At 63.8% G+C, this 18,138-nt stretch carries 18 protein-coding genes; 9 read left to right on the top strand and 9 right to left on the bottom strand.

Annotation, left to right across the window (positions count from 1 at the left end):
- Window positions 1-215 precede the first annotated feature (215 nt).
- The 3 genes from JO965_RS23445 (at window position 216) to JO965_RS23435 (ending at window position 3,209) form a co-directional block, all read left to right on the top strand.
- A complete protein-coding gene (locus tag JO965_RS23445; RefSeq protein WP_246776661.1) occupies window positions 216-1,214 on the top strand; it encodes an alpha/beta hydrolase in 999 nt (332 codons plus the stop codon).
- A gap of 26 nt (window positions 1,215-1,240) precedes the next feature.
- On the top strand, window positions 1,241-2,314 hold the full coding sequence (locus JO965_RS23440) for a sorbosone dehydrogenase family protein (RefSeq protein WP_246776660.1): 1,074 nt from the start codon (window positions 1,241-1,243) through the stop codon (window positions 2,312-2,314).
- A 130-nt stretch (window positions 2,315-2,444) separates the two neighbouring features.
- Window positions 2,445-3,209 carry an SDR family NAD(P)-dependent oxidoreductase gene (locus JO965_RS23435; protein ID WP_203441347.1) on the top strand — a complete coding sequence of 255 codons (765 nt, stop codon included), beginning with the start codon at window positions 2,445-2,447 and terminating at the stop codon, window positions 3,207-3,209.
- 158 nt (window positions 3,210-3,367) lie between these two features.
- On the opposite strand, the gene JO965_RS23430 is transcribed toward JO965_RS23435, so the two are convergent.
- The 6 genes from JO965_RS23430 to JO965_RS23405 all read right to left on the bottom strand — a co-directional run bounded on the left by JO965_RS23430 (window position 3,368) and on the right by JO965_RS23405 (window position 9,331).
- Window positions 3,368-4,759, bottom strand: a complete 1,392-nt coding sequence (locus JO965_RS23430; protein ID WP_203441346.1) for an adenylate/guanylate cyclase domain-containing protein — start codon at window positions 4,757-4,759, stop codon at window positions 3,368-3,370.
- 161 nt (window positions 4,760-4,920) lie between these two features.
- Window positions 4,921-5,391, bottom strand: coding sequence for a cyclophilin-like fold protein (locus JO965_RS23425; protein WP_203441345.1), 471 nt, complete (start codon window positions 5,389-5,391; stop codon window positions 4,921-4,923).
- A 157-nt stretch (window positions 5,392-5,548) separates the two neighbouring features.
- Window positions 5,549-6,598 carry an NAD(P)-dependent alcohol dehydrogenase gene (locus JO965_RS23420; RefSeq protein WP_203441344.1) on the bottom strand — a complete coding sequence of 350 codons (1,050 nt, stop codon included), beginning with the start codon at window positions 6,596-6,598 and terminating at the stop codon, window positions 5,549-5,551.
- A gap of 158 nt (window positions 6,599-6,756) precedes the next feature.
- Window positions 6,757-7,227: a cupin domain-containing protein gene (locus JO965_RS23415; protein WP_203441343.1), complete on the bottom strand. Its 471-nt coding sequence runs from the start codon at window positions 7,225-7,227 to the stop codon at window positions 6,757-6,759.
- Window positions 7,228-7,268: 41 nt separating this feature from the next.
- Window positions 7,269-8,057, bottom strand: a complete 789-nt coding sequence (locus tag JO965_RS23410; RefSeq protein WP_203441342.1) for a carboxymuconolactone decarboxylase family protein — start codon at window positions 8,055-8,057, stop codon at window positions 7,269-7,271.
- Between the two features lie 74 nt (window positions 8,058-8,131).
- On the bottom strand, window positions 8,132-9,331 hold the full coding sequence (locus tag JO965_RS23405) for an MFS transporter (protein ID WP_203441341.1): 1,200 nt from the start codon (window positions 9,329-9,331) through the stop codon (window positions 8,132-8,134).
- 99 nt (window positions 9,332-9,430) lie between these two features.
- On the opposite strand from JO965_RS23405, the gene JO965_RS23400 reads away from it, so the two are divergent.
- The 6 genes from JO965_RS23400 to JO965_RS23375 all read left to right on the top strand — a co-directional run bounded on the left by JO965_RS23400 (window position 9,431) and on the right by JO965_RS23375 (window position 15,275).
- On the top strand, window positions 9,431-10,324 hold the full coding sequence (locus JO965_RS23400) for a LysR family transcriptional regulator (RefSeq protein ID WP_203441340.1): 894 nt from the start codon (window positions 9,431-9,433) through the stop codon (window positions 10,322-10,324).
- A gap of 155 nt (window positions 10,325-10,479) precedes the next feature.
- Window positions 10,480-11,580, top strand: a complete 1,101-nt coding sequence (locus tag JO965_RS23395) for an alpha/beta hydrolase (protein ID WP_203441339.1) — start codon at window positions 10,480-10,482, stop codon at window positions 11,578-11,580.
- Window positions 11,581-11,733: 153 nt separating this feature from the next.
- On the top strand, window positions 11,734-12,276 hold the full coding sequence (locus JO965_RS23390) for a hypothetical protein (protein WP_246776659.1): 543 nt from the start codon (window positions 11,734-11,736) through the stop codon (window positions 12,274-12,276).
- A gap of 163 nt (window positions 12,277-12,439) precedes the next feature.
- Window positions 12,440-12,934, top strand: coding sequence for a hypothetical protein (locus JO965_RS23385; protein ID WP_203441337.1), 495 nt, complete (start codon window positions 12,440-12,442; stop codon window positions 12,932-12,934).
- 296 nt (window positions 12,935-13,230) lie between these two features.
- Complete coding sequence (locus tag JO965_RS23380) at window positions 13,231-14,475, top strand: NAD(P)/FAD-dependent oxidoreductase (RefSeq protein WP_203441336.1); 1,245 nt, start codon at window positions 13,231-13,233, stop codon at window positions 14,473-14,475.
- A gap of 32 nt (window positions 14,476-14,507) precedes the next feature.
- Window positions 14,508-15,275, top strand: a complete 768-nt coding sequence (locus tag JO965_RS23375; protein WP_203441335.1) for an SDR family NAD(P)-dependent oxidoreductase — start codon at window positions 14,508-14,510, stop codon at window positions 15,273-15,275.
- A gap of 18 nt (window positions 15,276-15,293) precedes the next feature.
- On the opposite strand, the gene JO965_RS23370 is transcribed toward JO965_RS23375, so the two are convergent.
- From JO965_RS23370 to JO965_RS23360, 3 genes are all read right to left on the bottom strand, one after another.
- A complete protein-coding gene (locus tag JO965_RS23370; RefSeq protein ID WP_203441334.1) occupies window positions 15,294-16,019 on the bottom strand; it encodes a dihydrofolate reductase family protein in 726 nt (241 codons plus the stop codon).
- A 463-nt stretch (window positions 16,020-16,482) separates the two neighbouring features.
- Window positions 16,483-17,502 (bottom strand): amino acid ABC transporter substrate-binding protein, encoded by a 1,020-nt coding sequence (locus JO965_RS23365; RefSeq protein ID WP_203441333.1) that lies wholly within the window; start codon window positions 17,500-17,502, stop codon window positions 16,483-16,485.
- Between the two features lie 63 nt (window positions 17,503-17,565).
- A complete protein-coding gene (locus tag JO965_RS23360; RefSeq protein ID WP_203441332.1) occupies window positions 17,566-17,997 on the bottom strand; it encodes a nuclear transport factor 2 family protein in 432 nt (143 codons plus the stop codon).
- Between the last annotated feature and the right edge of the window lie 141 nt (window positions 17,998-18,138).

The raw sequence follows: 18,138 nt of genomic DNA, 5'->3' as shown, positions 1-18,138 counted from the left end.
GAATCTGCTCGAGAACCGATCCTATCGGATGCTGCCATTCATGAACAGCATTTATGGGACTATGCGAATTATGCCGTCTACTCGATGTCGGATACGCCATCTAAGTTCCGTGTCAGCCAAGGAAGGCTAAGCCCTGCAAGTGAGCGTCGAGGCGCCGAAAAGGCGCGTGACGATGTAACCGAGGAATTGAAATGTCCGTCCTGAGAAACTCCTTGATGTCCGCCGCGATCCTGTTCGCCATCCCAGCGTTCGCGCAATCCACGAACCCGGTCGCCGTGGCGCAGGGTGCCAATGTCGTCGGTTCGCAGGAGGTCACGTTCGACAACGGCGGCGTGCGCATGGCCGGCAACCTCTACCTGCCCGCCAACTACGACAGCAGCAAGAAGTACCCGGCGATCGTCGTGGCCCATCCCTGGGGCGGCGTGAAGGAACAGACCTCTGGCCTGTACGCGCAGGCACTTGCACGCAAGGGCTTCATCACGCTGGCCTACGACGCGTCCCACTACGGCGAAAGCGGCGGCGAGCCGCGCGACCTGGAGGATCCGGCCGACCGCGTTCAGGACATCCGGAGCGCCGTGGGCTACCTGACCAACCTGCCGCAGGTGGCTGCGAACCGCATCGGCGCTGTCGGTATCTGTGCCGGCGGCGGCTATGCGCTGCACGAGGCCCAGACTGACCTGCGCGTGAAGGCCGTGGCCGGCGTGGTTGCCTATGACATCGGGGATGCAACCCGCACCGGCATCCAGGGCGCCTCGGTCACGGCCGAGGACCAGCAGAAGCTGCTCCAGGGCGTCGCCGAGCAATTGAACAAGGAAGCGGCCGGCGCACCCGTGTTGGTGCAGCAACTGCTTCCATCACATGACCAAGTCAATGCCGATAGCGATAACTTCATCCGTGAGGCGGTGGATTACTACCTGACCCCGCGCGGCGCTCATCCGAATGCCCGCAACCGCTTCATCGTGACCAGCCCCGGTCTGCACATGGCGTACTACCCGCTGGAACACATGGAGCGGGTCTCGCCCAGGCCGGTGCTGCTGATCGCGGGCGAGCGCGCCGAGACGCGCAAGTTCAGCGAAGCGGCTTACGCCAAGGCGCAGCAGCCCAAGGAACTGCTGGTCATCCCCGGCGCCTCGCACTTCGACCTGTACGACAAGCCGCAATACGTGACGCCTGCCGTGGACAAGATGGCCGAGTTCTTCGGCAAGCATCTGTGAGGCCATGACGGCAGGGAGGCACTGAAATGAAGCCATCGCTCATCGCCCTCTACATCCAGGCGCTAGCGACGCTCTGCGCCGCCCCGGCGGCCCTGGCACAGGATGCGGCCGGCAACGTGCGCATCCAGGCCACCATGCCCGGCGACTGGACAATGCAGGTGGTCAGCGACGGTCTCGACTACCCATGGGACATCGCGCGTGCCGACGATCGGTTTCTGCTGACCGAGAAGACCGGCAACATCGTCGTGATCGAGAACGGCCGGCAGCGGCGCTACCCACTCCAGACCTCCGACCCGATCGTGGACGAAGGCGGCGCCGGCCTGCTCGGCATGGCGCTGTCCCGCGACTTCGCGCAAAGCGGCGTCGCCTACTTCTACCACTCGTACCGCTCCGAGGCGGGCCTCGCCAACAAGGTCATCGAGGCGCGGTTCGACGCCGACGCCTGGCGCGAAACCCGCGTGCTTTTGGCAGGGATTCCCGGCCACCGGCTCTACAACGGCGGGGCCATCGCCATCGGGCCGGACGGGCATCTGTACGCGACCACCGGTTGGACCGGCGACCGCGAGCGTCCGCAGGATCGGGCCAGCCTGGCCGGCAAGGTGCTACGCATGACACTGAGTGGCCAGGCGCCGCAGGACAACCCATTCCCGGGCTCCCTGATCTATTCCTACGGCCATCGCAATCCGCAAGGTATGGCCTGGAATCCGGCCGGCGAATTGTTCGTGGTCGAGCATGGCGAGTCCGGTCACGACGAGATCAACCGGATCAAGCCAGGCGTGAATTACGGCTGGCCGCTGGCCGAGGGCGCCGAGCGGCGCGATGGCCTGGAGCCGGCCTGGATCGAATCCGGCCGCAGCACGTGGGCGCCCGCGGGCGCCGCGTTCGCCGGCGACGAACTGGTGATTGCGGCGCTCGGCTCACGCGAACTGCTGGTCATGGACGAAGGAGCCAGAGCGCTCAAGCGCGTGTTCAGCTCCGGTGACCGCATCCGGGACGTGCTGCCGGTGGCGCGCGATCTCTACGTGATCACGACGAACCGGTCGCCAAGGGGGGAAGGTCCCTCGAAGGACCGACTGCTGCGACTGTCCCCGAGGCAATGACACGACCTGCCGTCGCGGCTTTTAAGGCAACTGCCTCAGAGGCCTACGGGCTTGGCTCCCAGGAAGGGATGACATCCAGGAGCCACGACATCGTCATCCGGAAATCTGATTCAACACAGGAAATGACATCATGAAAATCTCCTTCGAGAACCAAGTTGCGCTGGTTACCGGCGCCGCATCAGGCATGGGCCTGGCAACCGCCAAGGCATTCGCGCAGGCAGGTGCGGCCGTTGCGCTGGCGGACGTGAACGGCGACGGCGCACGCGCTGCCGCCGACGAGCTCGTAGCAGCCGGGCACAAGGCCATCGGTATCCGTTGCGACGTGGCGGATCTGGGCGAAGTCGAGGCCATGGTCAAGGAGACCGTCTCCACGTTCGGCCGCTTGGATATGGCATTCAATAATGCCGGCGTTCAGAACGCGCTCGCGGAGACCGCCGACGCCACGCCTGAGGACTTCGACCGCGTGAACTCGGTCAACCTGCGTGGCATCTGGGCCTGCATGAAGTACGAGTTGCAGCACATGCGGCAGCAGGGAAGCGGCGCCATCGTCAACTGCTCGTCACTCGGCGGGCTGGTAGGCGGAGCCGAGCGCGGCACCTATCATGCAGCCAAGCATGGCGTTCTCGGCCTGACCAAGAGCGCGGCGCTGGAATACGCCACACGGAATATCCGCGTCAACGCCGTGTGCCCCGGCCTGATCTGGACCCCGATGGTGGAACAGATGGTCGCCTCTGGGCAGAAGGAGGCACTGGATGCCATGGTCGAGGGCATCCCCATGCGTCGGCACGGCCGTGCCGACGAGATCGCCGACGCCGTGCTGTGGTTGTGCAGTTCGGCTTCCAGCTATGTGACCGGGCAATCCATCTCGGTGGACGGCGGACTCATCATGCGCTGATCGTGCTTCCGGGGACGAACGTTCTTGCCACACTGGCAAACGTTCGTCCGCTGTTTTTCATGCCGATGGCGCGGCGGTGTACCCTGACCCTGCGTGGTCATTCAAGGTTCGCGAGCCCCTGCCTGCGATGTGGGGGCTAATCGGCAGGGCGGCATCTATCACGTGGCGATGTGGACGAGGAGGCCTTGCTGCCTGCCACGGAGCTGAACTTGGCGGGAGGAGTGGAACCTCGTGAGCCACTCCTGATCTCCCGCGGCGCGAATGCAATCCTCCGAGGCGATGATTGAGCCGCCAATCTCGCGCGTCACCTCCTCGAGCCTGCTCGCCACGTTCACGACGTCGCCCACGACGGTAAATTCGATGCGCTCCCTGCCGCCGAGATTGCCTACCGTCACAGGGCCACAGTGAACCCCGACCGAGACACGCAGCGGATGGGCGCCGCGAGTGGACCTCTTCCGGCTCCAGCGCTCGATCTCCTGCTGGAGTTTAAAGGCGCACGCGAGCGCGCGGGCCGGCGCGTCCGGTTGCAGGCCGATGGAGCCGAAGGTGGCCATGAAGCCGTCGCCCAGGTACTTGTCGAGGGTGCCGCCATGATTGAACACGATGGCGCTACTCCGCTCCTGGAAACTGCGCAGCAAGGCGAACGTGCGCTCGGGCGAGAGAGGCTCTGTGAGCTTGGTGAAGCCGACGATGTCTGCGAACAGGACGGCCACCGTTCGTGTCGCCGGCTCTCCGAAGGCAGTCCCGCCGCGGCTGGCGAGGGCCTCGGCCACGTCCGGAGAGACGTAGCGCGCGAGATCCGCGCGCACGACCTCGGCCTCGACCTGGTTCAACAGCGTCCGCCGGCTGCGCCAGACGGCGAGAGTGATGAGCAGGGTGAACAGGGAGGTTGCAACAAGCTGGGTGTACCAGGCCGTCAGGCCGACAAAAGCAGGCTTGAAGGAGATATCCAGGGCCGCGGCCGACGTGAGAACTCCCTCCGCAGCCGCATCGTTGAACCGCAGGGTGTCCGGCTGGGAGTAGATCGTGAAGACCCCGAACGACCAGATGACGAGGATCGACACCCCCGTCCAGAGCACCCTCCTCGGGGAGTAGGTAAGCGCAGCCTCACCGAGGAGAAGGAGAACGTAGAGGAATTCCTGCCCGCGCAGGCGGGTCTGAATCGGCCAGTCGTTGCCGAGACTCACCGGTGGCGGGACCAGGATCGCAGCCGTCATCAAGGCCACGTCGAGGACAATGAAACCAAGCTTGATAGCCTCGCCGTGACGACGGTGCCGCAGGCGGTATGGGATATAGCCCAGGAGGAAGAACCCGAAGGCGTAAGCACCGTAATAGAGATCGCGTGGCCCTGGTACGAGCCAGACCAGCCAGACCGAAACGACGATGATGGCGGTCAGCCGGGCGTAGAACGCGAACTGTAGGCCTTCGAGCTCGGCCTGTCGAGTGCTCGCCTGAAGACGAACCTGTGCGTTACGGAGAGACCGAAGCGATCGAAGCCCCTTCGAGGTGCTGGACACAAAGCCGACAATCCGGGTCGCCAAGTCAGACATATGCTTGCTCTGCCGATCCCAGAAGCTCTGGGTCTGTACCTGATAGCATTCTGACGAGGGCCTTGCACGGTGCGAGCGGAAACGGCAATAGGGAGGCTTCAGCCCCGAAGCTGGAATCCTCATCGAACCAGACGTTTCGAAAACGCAGGGGATCTCGGTTCCTATCCAATGCGCTCGATGCGCAACGGGAATTTGCCGCGCACGCGTAGGGGCTCAAAGCTGCCGTCGAAGCGGCCGAGCCGGATCAGGCCGTCCCAGCGGTAATCGGCGTAGAACATGGCCAGGTTGCCCCAAGGCTTGAAATAGCAGAGATCACCCGGCCGCTCGTTGCCGAAGGGGCCGCTGCCGTCCTCCGTGAGCTTGCGTGGCAGGTAGGCGATCTTCTCGTTGCTGCCGTAGTCGTCGATCGTGAGGTCCAGGGGGAGCAAGGTGGCCAAATCGCGGGCCGACGGGTTGTCGTAGAGCGTGGCCGTCATGGTTCGGCCATCGAAGGTCAGCCTGATCCTCACGTCGGTCGGCTTCTGGCTTGCCGGATCCCGGCCGCTCTGACCGTATGCCAGATGCGGAACGGCGGCTGCGAACGTGGCGCCGAGCATCGTGCGGCGGCTGATCGTCGGTGGTCTCATCGCCATGGAAATGCTCCGGATCGTGCGGGACGAGGCTTCTCTGCTACCGGGTTTTCTATCCGTGCTAACCCCGAGCTGCCGGCTCAGGAGAGGCAAATGCTCCCGAGCCGACGATGGTTCATGATCTTGGCTATCAGGTGGCCAACGGCACCCTCGACCGAGGTCAGGCTGCCAGGGACGCAGTGTCGATCACGAAGCGATACTTCACGTCGCCCTTGAGCATTCGTTCATAGGCTTCGTTGATCTCGTCGGCCTGGATCATCTCGATGTCGGCAACGATCCCGTGCTCGGCACAGAAATCCAGCATCTCCTGCGTCTCGGGGATGCCGCCGATCATCGAGCCCGCCAGGCTGCGGCGCTTCATGATCAGGCTGAACACCTCCGGCGACGGATGCGGCGTCGCCGGTGCGCCCACCAATGTCATGGTGCCGTCGCGCTTGAGCAGCGCTAAGAAGGCATCGAGGTTGTGGGGCATTGCCACCGTATTGAGAATGAAGTCGAGGCTCTTGGCGTGCGCTGCCATCTCATCCGCGTTGCGGGAGACGACGACCTCATGCGCGCCCAGCGCTGTTGCGGCTTCGCGCTTCGACTCGGAGGTGGTGAAGGCCACCACGTGCGCGCCCATCGCGTGCGCGAGCTTGATGCCCATGTGACCCAGGCCGCCGATGCCGACTACGCCCACCTTGTGGCCGGGGCCTACGTTCCAGTGCTTCAGAGGCGAGTATGTGGTGATCCCGGCGCACAGCAGCGGCGCGACGGCGGCAAGTTGCTCCTCGGGATGGCTGATGCGCAGCACGTAGCGCTCGTGCACCACGATCTGCTGAGAGTAGCCACCAAGCGTGTGACCCGGCGCATCGGACGTGGGTCCGTTGTAGGTGCCGACCATGTGGTTGCAGTAGTTTTCCAACCCGTCGCTGCAATCGTCGCAGCGCTTGCAGCTATCGACAATGCACCCGACGCCGACCAGATCGCCGACCTTGTGGCCCGATACATGCGCGCCGACCGACGACACCCAGCCGACGATCTCGTGGCCCGGCACGCAGGGATACAGGGTGCCGGCCCATTCGGCACGAACCTGATGGATGTCGGAGTGGCACACGCCGCAGAAGGCGATCTCGATGCCGACATCGTGTGGACCGACCGACCGACGGCTGATGTCCATCGGCTCGAGCGGCTTGTCTCCGGCGTAGGCGCCAAAGGCCTTTACAGTCATAGAAGCTTACCTTTGTTACTCATAATGCGGCTAGGTACCTCGGGAAAGGGAGCCCAAGCGAAGAGCATCTAGCCGAAGGCGCTGCTTGTGATTACCCAGTGCGGGTCGCATGCCCTCATGAGCCCTGCTCATGAATTCCTTCCCGGTCGGGTGAGGCGTTATCGCGCGCCGTATTCCTGGTCGCTGACCAATTCCATCCAATCGGCATTCTTGCCGTCGCGAATGTACGTGATCGCGACGTGGCTCATGCCGTTGGTGTCGGTTGCGCCGTGCCAATGCTTGATCCCGGCCGGAATCCACACGACGTCGCCGGACGTAATCTCCTGGCGAGCCTGTCCCTCCCGCTGGACCCAGCCCTTGCCCGCCGTGACGAAGAGCATCTGCCCGGCCGGATGGCTATGCCACGCGGTGCGGGCGCGTGGAGCGAAGGTCACCAGACCCGATGAGGCCGGGGTCTCAACGGAAGGCGGTGTGAGCAGGTCCACGACCACTTGGCCCGAAAAGTTCTTCGGATCGGCGATCACCGACGGCGAGGAGCCGCTCGGGAAGACCTGGATCTCCTGTGCATTGGCCGGCTCACCGACGAGTGCGGCCGCGGTCATGGTGGCTGCGATGAGTGTGTTCTTCATGTTCAATCCTTTCAGGGGAGAGGAAGGCGGGACGGCGATGGTCACTTGGCCCGGCTCTTGAAGACCTCGGCGGCGACCGGACCGGCCGAGAAGGCATTGGGCCAACCGGCATAGAAGGCGATCTGCGTGACCACCTCACCAGCCTGTTCCTGCGTCAGGCCGTTGTCCAAGGCCCTGTTCAGATGGCCCGCGAGCTGGGCCACCTGCCCATTCGCCATCAGCGACGTGATGGTCATGAGGCTGCGGTCACGCGGCGACAGGTCAGGACGCAGCCACACGTCCTTGAAGAGCGGATCGGTGGTGTATTGGTCGAGGCCGGGAGCCGCGGTTCCGAGAAGGCGCTGCACGCTCGCGATCCGGGTTGCCTCCGCCTGCTCGTTCAGTGGCAGGAGTTGCGGCGATGCGGCCGGCAACTGATCCGGCCCGATCCCGCGTTGGGCGAAAATGTCCTTGGTGACGGCAACCGCCGCCATGGCGTTCGACCAGCCCGAGTAGAAGGCGAGGTGCGTGATCGTCTCGGAGAGTTCGCGTGGTGTCACGCCGCTGTCGAGGGCAAGGTTGATATAGTGCGGCAGGTCCAGCGTCTGGTTGCGAGCGATCAGGATCGCCACCGTCACGAGGCTGCGGTCGCGACGGGAGAGTTGAGGGCGCTGCCACAGGCCTGCAACGTCTTCCTTGGCGTATCGGCCGAGGGCCGGAGAGACCGACTGGATGTCGGCAGCCGAGAGCGCGGAAGCGGTTTCGAGGGGTGTAGGCATGGAAGCAGTTCCTTGGGCAAGGGCAGGTGTTCCCAACACGAGGGACACGAGTGTGGCGGCCAGCAACTTCATGGACGATGATCCTTTGCACGTAGATCGATGTGTGAAGGGGGCCGGCGCGATGATCGCGGCAGCCGGTGTGGTACTCACGTGCGTGCGGATGATCCCGCAAGCTTCGTCATGAACGCCATGAGGCCTGCCGCAGCCAGCATCGCTGCGCTCGCACTGAAGGTGCTCTGATAGCCGCTCATGTCGAACAGCAGGCCGCCAACGGTCGCGCCTAGCGTGATCGCCAGTTGGATGGCGGCCACCATCAGCCCGCCGCCGGCTTCGGCGTCTTGCGGCAAGGTCCGGGTCAGCCAGGTATTCCAGGCCACGGGGGCCGGAGTGCCGAGCAAGCCCCATGCCCCGAGCAGGACTGCCGTTCCGGCAAGCCAGTTTCCGAAGGCGATCAGCGCGATGGCGATCCCCGCCATCGCAAGCGGAATGGCGATCATCACGCCATACATGCCATTCGTGAGGAAGGATCCGATGAAGGTCGTCCCGACGAGGCCGGTGATCCCTAAGAGCAGAAGGATCAGCGAAAGGGTCGGAACATCGACATGGGTCACCATCTCGAGGAACGGCCGCAGATAAGTGAAGAGCGCGAACTGCCCCATGAAGAACAGCGTGATCGCCACCATGCCGGAGGCCACGACGGGCCGGCGGAGCAGCCTGAATACGTTGCCCGAGCCTGTCCGCCGATCGGAGTGCATGGATGGCAACTTTGCCAGCAGCCAGACCAGCGCGATGGCTGCCAGGGGCACCACGCAGAAAAAGGCTCCGCGCCACCCGATATACCCGCCGAGGAAGCTCCCGAGTGGCGCCGCGACGATGGAGGACAACGCAGTCCCGCCTTGCAGGATCGCCAGGGCACGAGGCACGCTGTCCTCCGGTACCAGGCGCATGACCGCTGCGGCCGACATCGACCAGAAGCCGCCGATGGCGATGCCGAGCACCGCCCGGCCGAGCATGAGGATCGTGTAGTTCGGCGCAAGGGCCACAACCGTTCCAGAGACGATCAGCGAGAGGGCCAGCACGAGCAGGACGGTGCGTCGATCCCATCGGGACGTCAGGCCCGAGATGGACAGGCTTGTAAGTACGGCGAAGATGCCGGAAACGGAGATCGCCTGCCCGGCTTGGCCTTCCGTCATGTGAAGATCGGAGGCGATTGGGGTCAGCAGGCTGACGGGCATGAACTCTGAGGCAACGAGCACCATGCAGCATAGCGACATGGGGAGAACCGCCCCCCATGCCGGAGAGCGGTCGGCGATCATGTCACGGGTTGAGGCGGTTCCGGCTGTCATCAATGTCTCACGATAGCGATTGGAGGCCAGAAGATAGGCCGTGCTCATTGGGTCGATTAGGTGCTAAGACCTGCATGAACCTATGAGTGGAGCTCATGAATGGCGCGCGAGAACATCAGCGACCTGATTGCCTTCCTGGCCGTCGCACGGGAGCGGAGCTTCACGAGGGCCGCCGCACAGCTCGGTGTTTCCCAATCGGCCCTGAGCCACACTGTGCGCGGCCTTGAGGAGCGTTTGGGCGTGCGGCTTTTGACCCGGACCACCCGCAGTGTGGCGCCTACACAGGCAGGAGAGCGCCTGCTCCGGACGGCAGGCCCCAGGCTGGAGGAAATCGAGGCCGAGCTGGATGGATTGAGCGAGTTCCGTGAGAAGCCCGCTGGCACGATCAGGATCACGGCGGGCTACCATGTCACCCAGACGATCTTGTGGCCGAAGCTCAGAACGTTTCTATCCGACTACCCCGACATCAAGGTGGAGATCGCCCTCGACGAGATGCTGACCAACATCGTCGAGCAACGGTTCGACGCGGGCGTGCGCCTCGGTGAGCAGGTTGCCAAGGACATGATCGCGGTACGGATCAGTCCCGATGTCCGCTTTGCGGTGATCGGGGCACCGTCCTACTTCGCGGACAAAGAGCGGCTAAGAACCCCTCAGGACCTCCTCGGCCATACGTGCATCAACCTGCGCCTTCCCACCTATGGTGGGCTTTATGCCTGGGAATTTGAAAAGGACGGACACGAGCTGGCTGTCCGGGTTGAGGGACAGCTCGTGTTCAATGGCATCTTCCAGGTCCTCAATGCCGCGGTTGATGGCTTCGGACTCGCCCACGTCCCGGAAGACATCGCGCTGCCGCATATCGCCGCCGGACGCCTTGAACGAGTGCTCGAGGATTGGTGCCCATCGTGGACGGGGTACCACCTGTACTACCCGAGCCGCCGGCAGTCCTCCCCAGCCTTCAACCTCGTTGTCGAGGCTCTGCGCCATCGGAGCTGAAACAAGCAGGGCTGATTCTTCAAATTCCCGCGAGATTGATGAGCCGAGCTCATAGGGGCATGCGCCGCAGCTCCGCTAATCCTCTGCTTTCCCGCTTGCTACTGTTTACCCGAAGCCGGGCATCGGCCTGAGCAGGAAAGAGCAGAGATACTGGCATGAACAAGCAGAACAGTCCCGACAATATCGCAGCCCAGACCCCTGGCCTTGGCCGGCGTGACCTCTTGAAGCTGACCGGAGCTGGCGTCGCCGCGATTGGTGCCGGGTCGCTTTTCAATGCTTCCAACGCAAAGGCACAGAATGTGTCAGGCGAATGGGACAAGGTTTTCCCGCGAAGCGAGAACGTCGATCACGAGAAGGTTACTTTCAAGAACCGCTACGGCATCACCCTGGCGGCCGATCTCTACCGGCCGAAAAACCGAGCCGGCAGGAGGCTGGCGGCACTCGCCATCAGCGGTCCCTTCGGCGCCGTGAAGGAGCAGTCGTCGGGTCTCTATGCGCAGACCATGGCGGAGCGTGGATTCGTCACGCTGGCTTTCGATCCGTCCTATACCGGGGAAAGCGGCGGCGAGCCTCGCAATGTCGCCTCACCGGACATCAATACCGAGGATTTCAGCGCGGCGGTGGATTTTCTCGGCCTGCACCCCTCCGTCGATCGCGAGCGTATCGGCGTCATCGGCATTTGCGGCTGGGGCGGCATGGCATTGAATGCCGTTGCCGTGGACAAGCGCGTCAAGGCCGTTGCGGCCAGTACCATGTATGACATGACACGCGTTATGTCCCGCGGCTACAACGATAGCGTGACCCTTGAACAGCGCACGAAAACGCTTGAGCAACTGAGCCGGCAGCGTTGGAGCGATGCGGAAAAGGGAACCCCGGCTTACCAGCCGCCATACAACGAGCTGAAAGGCGGCGAGGCGCAGTTCCTGGTCGACTACCACGACTATTATAGGACGCCACGCGGGTACCATGCGCGCGCTGTCAACTCAGGCAACTCCTGGACGCAGACCACGCCGCTGTCGTTCATGAACATGCCGCTCCTGACCTACATTGCGGAAATAGCGCCACGCCCGGTCCTATTGATCCATGGCGAAAAAGCCCACTCGCGTTATTTCAGCGAGACCGCCTATGCGGCTGCGGCGGAGCCAAAGGAGCTCCTCATCATTCCGGGCGCCAACCACACCGATCTGTACGACCGCGTCGACCTGATTCCGTTCGACAAGCTCCAGTCGTTCTTCAGCCAGCACCTCTCCGCGTGAGCGGCGAAATGGAGCCTGGGCCGTTTGGTTCAGGCCCATCAAGGTGAGGAGTCAGCCGCATGCTGAAGTCGCTGCCGGGCGCCACCCTAGCGCGTGTTAGCGTCTGAGTTTGCCTCTAGCGATGAAAGGAAGAAGCGAATGAAGAGCACGACCTTGCACACACCCAGGGGCATCCGAGGGCTACGACTGCTAGCCCCTGCGGGCGCCGCTGCTATGGTCGCGCTGGGAACCGTGCTGATTCCGGTGCTACCTGCTGCCGCGCATCACGGGTGGCCCGGCTTCGAAACCGATCGCCTCGTTTACATCGCGGGAACGGTCTCTTCGGATGGTGTCTGGGGTAACCCGCACTCGCAGTTCGATGTAACCCTGGACAGCAACCTGCCTGCCGACACTCCCGAACTGGCGATTCCAGAGCAGTTGCAAGATCCCGAGGACAGTGTCCGGGTCAAGGCCGCTCTCTCGTACAAGGGCCCCCACAAGGAACTGGAAGTCATCATCGCGCCGCCGGCCTGGTCGGGCCAGTGGGGCTTGGGCCGTGCGCTGGAGATTGGGGAGCGCTTCCAGGCGGTCGGCTACATCAATCGGACGAATGACGGTCTGTTTCGTCCAGTCGTGTTTTGGTACGGGGATGACGCAGTGCCGGTAAACCAGGTGCTCGGCAACACGCTCCCGGTACGAGCGCCGCTGCCGAAGTAGGCTTCCTCAACGGCTGCGAGCACCACCCCGGCCACCAGGTCAAAGCCGCAGCGCGAGACTCTGGGAATTCGATGTTGTGGGCGGTGTTCGGGGCGTCATCGCCGCAGTCAGTGCGGGTGGGACCTCTACCTGCGCCATCGCATCGAGCGCGATTGAACGGAGTATGCTTGATTTGCTCAACTCGTTGCTGATGCTGTTGCAGGGCTCTACGCTCGGCGAGACGGTGCGAAGTGGCCAATACCTCTATCCGGTGCTCGAGGCTATCCACATCCTTGGGATCGCTCTTCTTGTCGGCCCGGCTTTCGCCTTCGACCTCCGACTGCTGGGAGGCGGACACCGCGTCGTGTCTGCAATCACAGCCGCGCGCTATCTGCTGCCCGTCTCCCACATCGGATTCGCCATCGCCATTGCCACGGGTATCGCACTGCTCAGTGCGCAGACCACCGTAGTCGCTGGTGCCGGAGCTGCACCGTGGAAGTTCGGCCTGCTGATCCTCGCTGGCCTCAACATACCGGTGTTCCACTACGGCGTTTACCGCCGCGTCGATGAGTGGACGGATGCCGCCGTGACCCCGGTCGCCGCCCGCGTCGGAGCAGCAGTGTCACTGGTCGCATGGATGGGCGTGATCCTCGCCGGTCGGCTCCTCGCCTACACCTGATCTCCAGAGCGTCAAGATTCCTTCATCGGGTTCCTCGGCCTCGCCGCCTGCTCGATTTGCTCGACTGTAACAGGCTCTAATCGCAATCGGCCTGGCCGGCGTTTGCCTTGTTGGCAGATACACTGCACTACCGCAGCTGAACCAAAAGCACCCTCAACTGATTGGCGGAAGGTTGAGGGCGTCACGGCACAAGTGATGGCAGAAGTTGACTGAGGCAGTCCTCTGCTCGGCCTCTCCGTAGACGCTCAAGTCGAGCTGGAGTACCGAAGCACGATCTTATCGAATGGGCAGGTTATATGAGCACTGATTGGGACGTCGTCATCATCGGCGGCGGGGCGGCAGGTATTGCCGCAGCGCGGCAGCTCGCAGCCAGTGGCCTTTCCACCTTGCTGCTGGAAGCCTCGCAGCGGATCGGGGGCCGCGCCCACACGGTCCACGTTGCCGGGCACGCACTCGATCTCGGCTGCGGCTGGCTCCATTCGGCCGATCGCAATCCTTGGGTCGGCATCGCCGAGGCATCAGGCTTTACCGTGGACCGCCGCGGGCCAGCCTGGGGCCAGCAGTATCGCGACCTCGGCTTCTCATCGAAGGATCAGGATGCATCCGACGAGGCCTATGCCGCGTGGCATGGACGCTTGATGTCCGACCTACCCCATAGCGACTGTGCCGCCGATGCGCTGGAACCCGGCGGGATGTGGAACGGCCATCTTCAGGCGATGAGCGGCTACATCAGCGGCGCCGGCCTCGAGCAGCTCTCGATCGCCGATTATCTGGCCTACGACAGGGCATCAACAAGGCGCAACTGGAGAGTGCCGGCTGGATACGGCACCCTCATCGCTGCAAGCCTTCCGCCCAGCGTTGCGCTTGGCCTTGCGACCCCGGTCGAGGCGATCAACCTTGAGGCGGCTGGGGTGAGCATCGCAACGCGAGCCGGCCGCATCAACGCTCGGACCGCCATCCTTACCGTCTCGACCACCGTGTTCGTGGATGGGGCCATCGGGTTGCCGCCAGAGCTCGATGACTGGCGCCATGCCGCCGCCAGCCTGCCGCTCGGTCGGAACGAGAAGCTGTTCCTGGAGATCGTAGGCAACAGTCCCTTCGAGCCTGAGATCCATGTCCTCGGTAACCCGCGCAACCCACGCACCGGATCCTACTACATCCGACCCTTCGGCCGTCCCGTAATCGAGGCCTTCTTCGGCGGAGAGGGCGCCGAGGTTCTGGCCGAGGACGGACCTGCCGCTGGCTTCGCCTATGCCATCGAGGAGCTTGCGGCGCTGTTCGGCGCGGATGTCCGACGCAACCTCCGGCCCCTAGCGGTCTCGAACTGGAGCCGGATGGATCACATCGGGGGAGGCTACAGCTATGCTCTTCCGGGACAGGCGGCAGTCCGGGACACCTTGGCCCGCCCATTCGACGGCCGGCTGTTCTTCGCCGGCGAGGCAACGCACCGCCACGACTTCTCAACCGCCCACGGGGCTTATCAGAGCGGGGTCCGTGCTGCCGATGAGGTGATGGCTGCGGTTCGCCCGTCCGCGCCCTAGGTCTACGGCTTCAGCGGATTGCGGGGATTGGCATGGCCTTCATCTTCATCACCGGCAGCACGGATGGGCTTGGCCGCGCGGCGGCGCAGACCCTGATCGGGCAGGGGCACCGGATCGTTCTCCATGCCCGCTCGCCGCAGCGTGCAGCGACGCTCGCAGACCTCTCGCCGCGCTCGGCTGGTATCGTTGTCGGCGACCTCCGCAGCACGGTTGAGACCCGGTCAATCGCCGATCAGGTCAATGCCATTGGCCGGATGGATGCGGTCATCCACAATGCCGGCATCTACACTGTGCCGAGCCGGTCACCGACCCCTGAAGGGCACGCGAGCACCCTCGCAGTCAACACGCTCGCCCCGTACATGCTGACGGCTCTGATCGAACGTCCCCGCCGGTTGATCTACCTGAGCAGCGGCATGCACCGCGGCGGCACCGGGCCGTTGCATGACATCGATTGGACCGAGCGGGGCTGGGACACAACCCGCGCCTACTCGGAAAGCAAGCTCTATGTCGCGGCGCTGGCCCTTGCCGTCGCTCGCCACTGGCCGGAGGTCTTGAGCCATGCGGTCGATCCGGGCTGGGTCCCGACCCGCATGGGAGGTGCCGGAGCTCCGGACGATCTCGAGGAGGGGTATCGCACCCAGACCTGGCTCGCCACCAGCGATGATCCTGCGGCCGTCGTCAGTGGCGGGTACTGGTATCACCGGAAGCGACAGGCCCCAGCCGCACAAGCATCCGATCCTGCCTTCCAGGACGAGCTTATGGCCAGACTTGCGGACTTAGCGGGCGTATCGCTGTTCTGACGTGAGGCGAAGGTTGGCTCAGGGTGTCGGAGCCGGTGCATCCTCGACCTTGTGACGCAGCCACGCCATGCCCCCTTCGAGCGTCTCGCAGCCGATCAGACGCAGCGCCTGCCCTGCGCCCGGACGCTCGTTCTCAGCGCCGTGGTAGTCAACGATGCTCTGGACCCCGGCCAGACCGTCGACGGCAGGATAGATCAGCGTGCTGAACTCATCGATCAGCCCCTGCTTCAGGAACGAGCCGTTGATCGCGCCACCGCCCTCGAGGAGCAGCGTCTTGACGCCGAAGACGGAGCCGAGCTGCTCCATGGCAAGTGCAAGGTCATCGCCATTCGGGCCGGCGAAGATGTAGGAGACGCCGTCCTCGCGCAACTCGGCCAGATAGGCATCCGGGACCTGCTCGCCCAGCACGGCGACAGCGTGATCTCCCCCGATATTATCCTTCCCATAGTGGACCCGGCCGGCCGGATCGATGGCGATAGCAAGGTCCCGACCATTGCGATTTGCCACATGCGGCTCGCGCGCGACCTGCCGGACATCGGCTACGGTCCGCTCGGTTCCCTTGGCCATCTCAGCCATCGTCTTTCGACCAACGATCCAGCCCTCGGCCCCGAACTGACCGGTGACCTGCTCGTAATGCCCTCGTAGCACCTCGGCTGGAATGCCTGCGGCAGGCACGGTGAAACGGCTGGGATGGAGGCGGCCGTCGATGGAGGTGACCATGTGGCAGATGATGTAGGGGCGCATGGATACGACTTCTCCGCTGGTAACAGCCCGGGGAGGGTCAGACGTGTCAGCGGCTGCGGGCTTGACCGAACCGTATATGCCTGTGCGTGGCGCGATGACCAGAGGCTGGAACACGCATAGGCTTATGAATGCCACTCATCAAACCAAGGCTCTCAAACGTGACCTCCCATTCACGATGCGTAGATCAACGGGGTGTTCAACTCCGCCACGCGGTGTGCCGGCTGGACCACTGAGCGCCTCTACGTAGGGGCGTCAAGGAAATGTCTCCTTCTGGCACTCCTGAGACGTAAGCGTTTGGTCCGCTTCGACACTCAAGTGCCGACGTTCGTTGGGAAGGCCGGAACGTGAAAGATTGACCCATTCCTGACCTTCACCAAATGACTGGAGCCGGGAGCCCCCACGCGTATCCGCTTCTTCTCAGATCGTGTCGTGGGAATGGCTGCCGGAGAAATCTCGTGGCTTGCTAGCGGACTGGGATGCCGTACTGAAGACCGCCCTTGGTCCACAGCGCGTTCTGACCGCGCTTGATCTTGAGCGGAGAACCCTCGCCGACGTTGCGCTCGAAGCTCTCGCCGTAATTGCCCACGTGCCTGATGACGCGGACGGCCCAGTCGTTGGGCAGGCCGATGGCCTCACCGAACTTGCCCTCGGTGCCGAGCAGGCGCTTGATCTCCGGATTGACAGAGGCCTTCATCTGCTCGACGTTGGCCTGCGTCACGCCGAGCTCCTCGGCATCGAGCATGGCGTTGAAGGTCCAGCGCACGATGTCAGCCCACTGGTTGTCGCCCTGGCGCACGGCCGGGCCAAGCGGCTCCTTCGAGATGACCTCGGGCAGAATGACGTGATCGTCCGGGTTCGAGAGGGTCAGCCGCGCGGCATAGAGGCCGGAGACGTCGGTCGTCATCGCATCGCAGCGGCCGGCCTCATAGGCCTTCTTCGCCTCCGTCGCGTTCGCGAAGCTCATCGGCTGATAGGTCAGGTTGTTGGCGCGGAAGTAGTCGGCGAGGTTGAGCTCGGTCGTGGTGCCCTGGTCGGTGCAGACCGACTTGCCGTTCAGCTCCTTGGCCGAAGTGAGACTAAGGGATTTGCGGACCATGAAGCCCTGGCCGTCGAAGTAGTTGATCGCCGGGAACTCGAGGCCGAGCTGGGTGTCGCGCGACATGGTCGCGGTCGAGTTGCGGGCAAGGACATCAACCTGCCCGGACTGGAGCGCCGTGAAACGGTCCTGCGCCGAGAGGGGAACGAACTGCACCTTGGTCGGGTCGTCAAAGATTGCTGCTGCAATGGCGCGGCACAGGTCAACGTCGAGACCGGACCAGTTGCCCTGCGCATCCGGCGCGCCGAAGCCGGGGGCACCCCGGTTCGAGCCGCAGGTCAGGATGCCTTTCTGCTTCACGCTGTTCAGTGTCGCCTGGGCCGAGGCGGCCGTCGCGAGCAGGCTTGCTGTCAGGCCGACGGCAATCGATGTGAGAGCGTTGATCATGACGCTGTCTCCCAATGTCGGTTTCACCTGTGACCATGGAAGTGAATTTATCAGCGCGCCGTGCTAGGCCGCCTTGGTCTTCTCTCCGGCTACACGCAGGGTTCCGCTCCCGACGGCAACCGCCGCCGTGTCCGAGAACTGCGTGAACCCGGCCACCTTGCCATTCTCAATCCGGAAGGCATGAAGGAAGCGGATGTCGATGGTCTGTCCTGTCGCGGTCGCGGTTGCCCGTTCGTGGCCGAAGCAGAACACATGGTCGCCCGCGTCATGGAAGCTCTGCGGCGCGAACTCCTCGAACGTGTAGCCGCGGTCGAGCTCCTCGAAAAAGCGCTGCACGGCAGCCTTGCCGCTGCGAGTTCCGGCCAGCGGCACCCAGTCGGGATTGCCGACGCAGTCCCAAGCGATCGTATCCGAGCAGTGCTCCAGGATGGTGTCGATCCGCCCGCTGCGGAAGGCCTCATAAAGCATCTGGATCAGTTCGACGTTAGTCCGCATGGCATCCTCCTGCGCCGTGCGACCCGAAGACCCGATGGGATCCCGGGTCAGGAGAGCGATTATACACCCACGAGCGGGACCAACAGATGGATTTGCTTGCAGGCAAGAGGGCGATCCTGTCGGGCGTGGCTCGCATGATCC

Origin of the sequence: Microvirga sp. VF16 (assembly GCF_016864375.1) — a bacterium.
GTDB lineage: Bacteria > Pseudomonadota > Alphaproteobacteria > Rhizobiales > Beijerinckiaceae > Microvirga.
The sequence above is the reverse complement of the archived record's forward strand: the minus strand, read 5'-3'. Positions and strand labels throughout refer to the sequence as shown.

Bases quoted from the DNA above. Each gene is read 5' to 3' on its own strand.
- JO965_RS23445 (WP_246776661.1), top strand. From the start codon at position 216: ATGTCCGCCGCGATCCTGTTCGCCATCCCAGCGTTCGCGCAATCCACG.
- JO965_RS23440 (WP_246776660.1), top strand. From the start codon at position 1,241: ATGAAGCCATCGCTCATCGCCCTCTACATCCAGGCGCTAGCGACGCTC.
- JO965_RS23435 (WP_203441347.1), top strand. From the start codon at position 2,445: ATGAAAATCTCCTTCGAGAACCAAGTTGCGCTGGTTACCGGCGCCGCA.
- JO965_RS23430 (WP_203441346.1), bottom strand. From the start codon at position 4,759: ATGTCTGACTTGGCGACCCGGATTGTCGGCTTTGTGTCCAGCACCTCG.
- JO965_RS23425 (WP_203441345.1), bottom strand. From the start codon at position 5,391: ATGGCGATGAGACCACCGACGATCAGCCGCCGCACGATGCTCGGCGCC.
- JO965_RS23420 (WP_203441344.1), bottom strand. From the start codon at position 6,598: ATGACTGTAAAGGCCTTTGGCGCCTACGCCGGAGACAAGCCGCTCGAG.
- JO965_RS23415 (WP_203441343.1), bottom strand. From the start codon at position 7,227: ATGAAGAACACACTCATCGCAGCCACCATGACCGCGGCCGCACTCGTC.
- JO965_RS23410 (WP_203441342.1), bottom strand. From the start codon at position 8,057: ATGAAGTTGCTGGCCGCCACACTCGTGTCCCTCGTGTTGGGAACACCT.
- JO965_RS23405 (WP_203441341.1), bottom strand. From the start codon at position 9,331: ATGACAGCCGGAACCGCCTCAACCCGTGACATGATCGCCGACCGCTCT.
- JO965_RS23400 (WP_203441340.1), top strand. From the start codon at position 9,431: ATGGCGCGCGAGAACATCAGCGACCTGATTGCCTTCCTGGCCGTCGCA.
- JO965_RS23395 (WP_203441339.1), top strand. From the start codon at position 10,480: ATGAACAAGCAGAACAGTCCCGACAATATCGCAGCCCAGACCCCTGGC.
- JO965_RS23385 (WP_203441337.1), top strand. From the start codon at position 12,440: ATGCTTGATTTGCTCAACTCGTTGCTGATGCTGTTGCAGGGCTCTACG.
- JO965_RS23380 (WP_203441336.1), top strand. From the start codon at position 13,231: ATGAGCACTGATTGGGACGTCGTCATCATCGGCGGCGGGGCGGCAGGT.
- JO965_RS23375 (WP_203441335.1), top strand. From the start codon at position 14,508: ATGGCCTTCATCTTCATCACCGGCAGCACGGATGGGCTTGGCCGCGCG.
- JO965_RS23370 (WP_203441334.1), bottom strand. From the start codon at position 16,019: ATGCGCCCCTACATCATCTGCCACATGGTCACCTCCATCGACGGCCGC.
- JO965_RS23365 (WP_203441333.1), bottom strand. From the start codon at position 17,502: ATGATCAACGCTCTCACATCGATTGCCGTCGGCCTGACAGCAAGCCTG.
- JO965_RS23360 (WP_203441332.1), bottom strand. From the start codon at position 17,997: ATGCGGACTAACGTCGAACTGATCCAGATGCTTTATGAGGCCTTCCGC.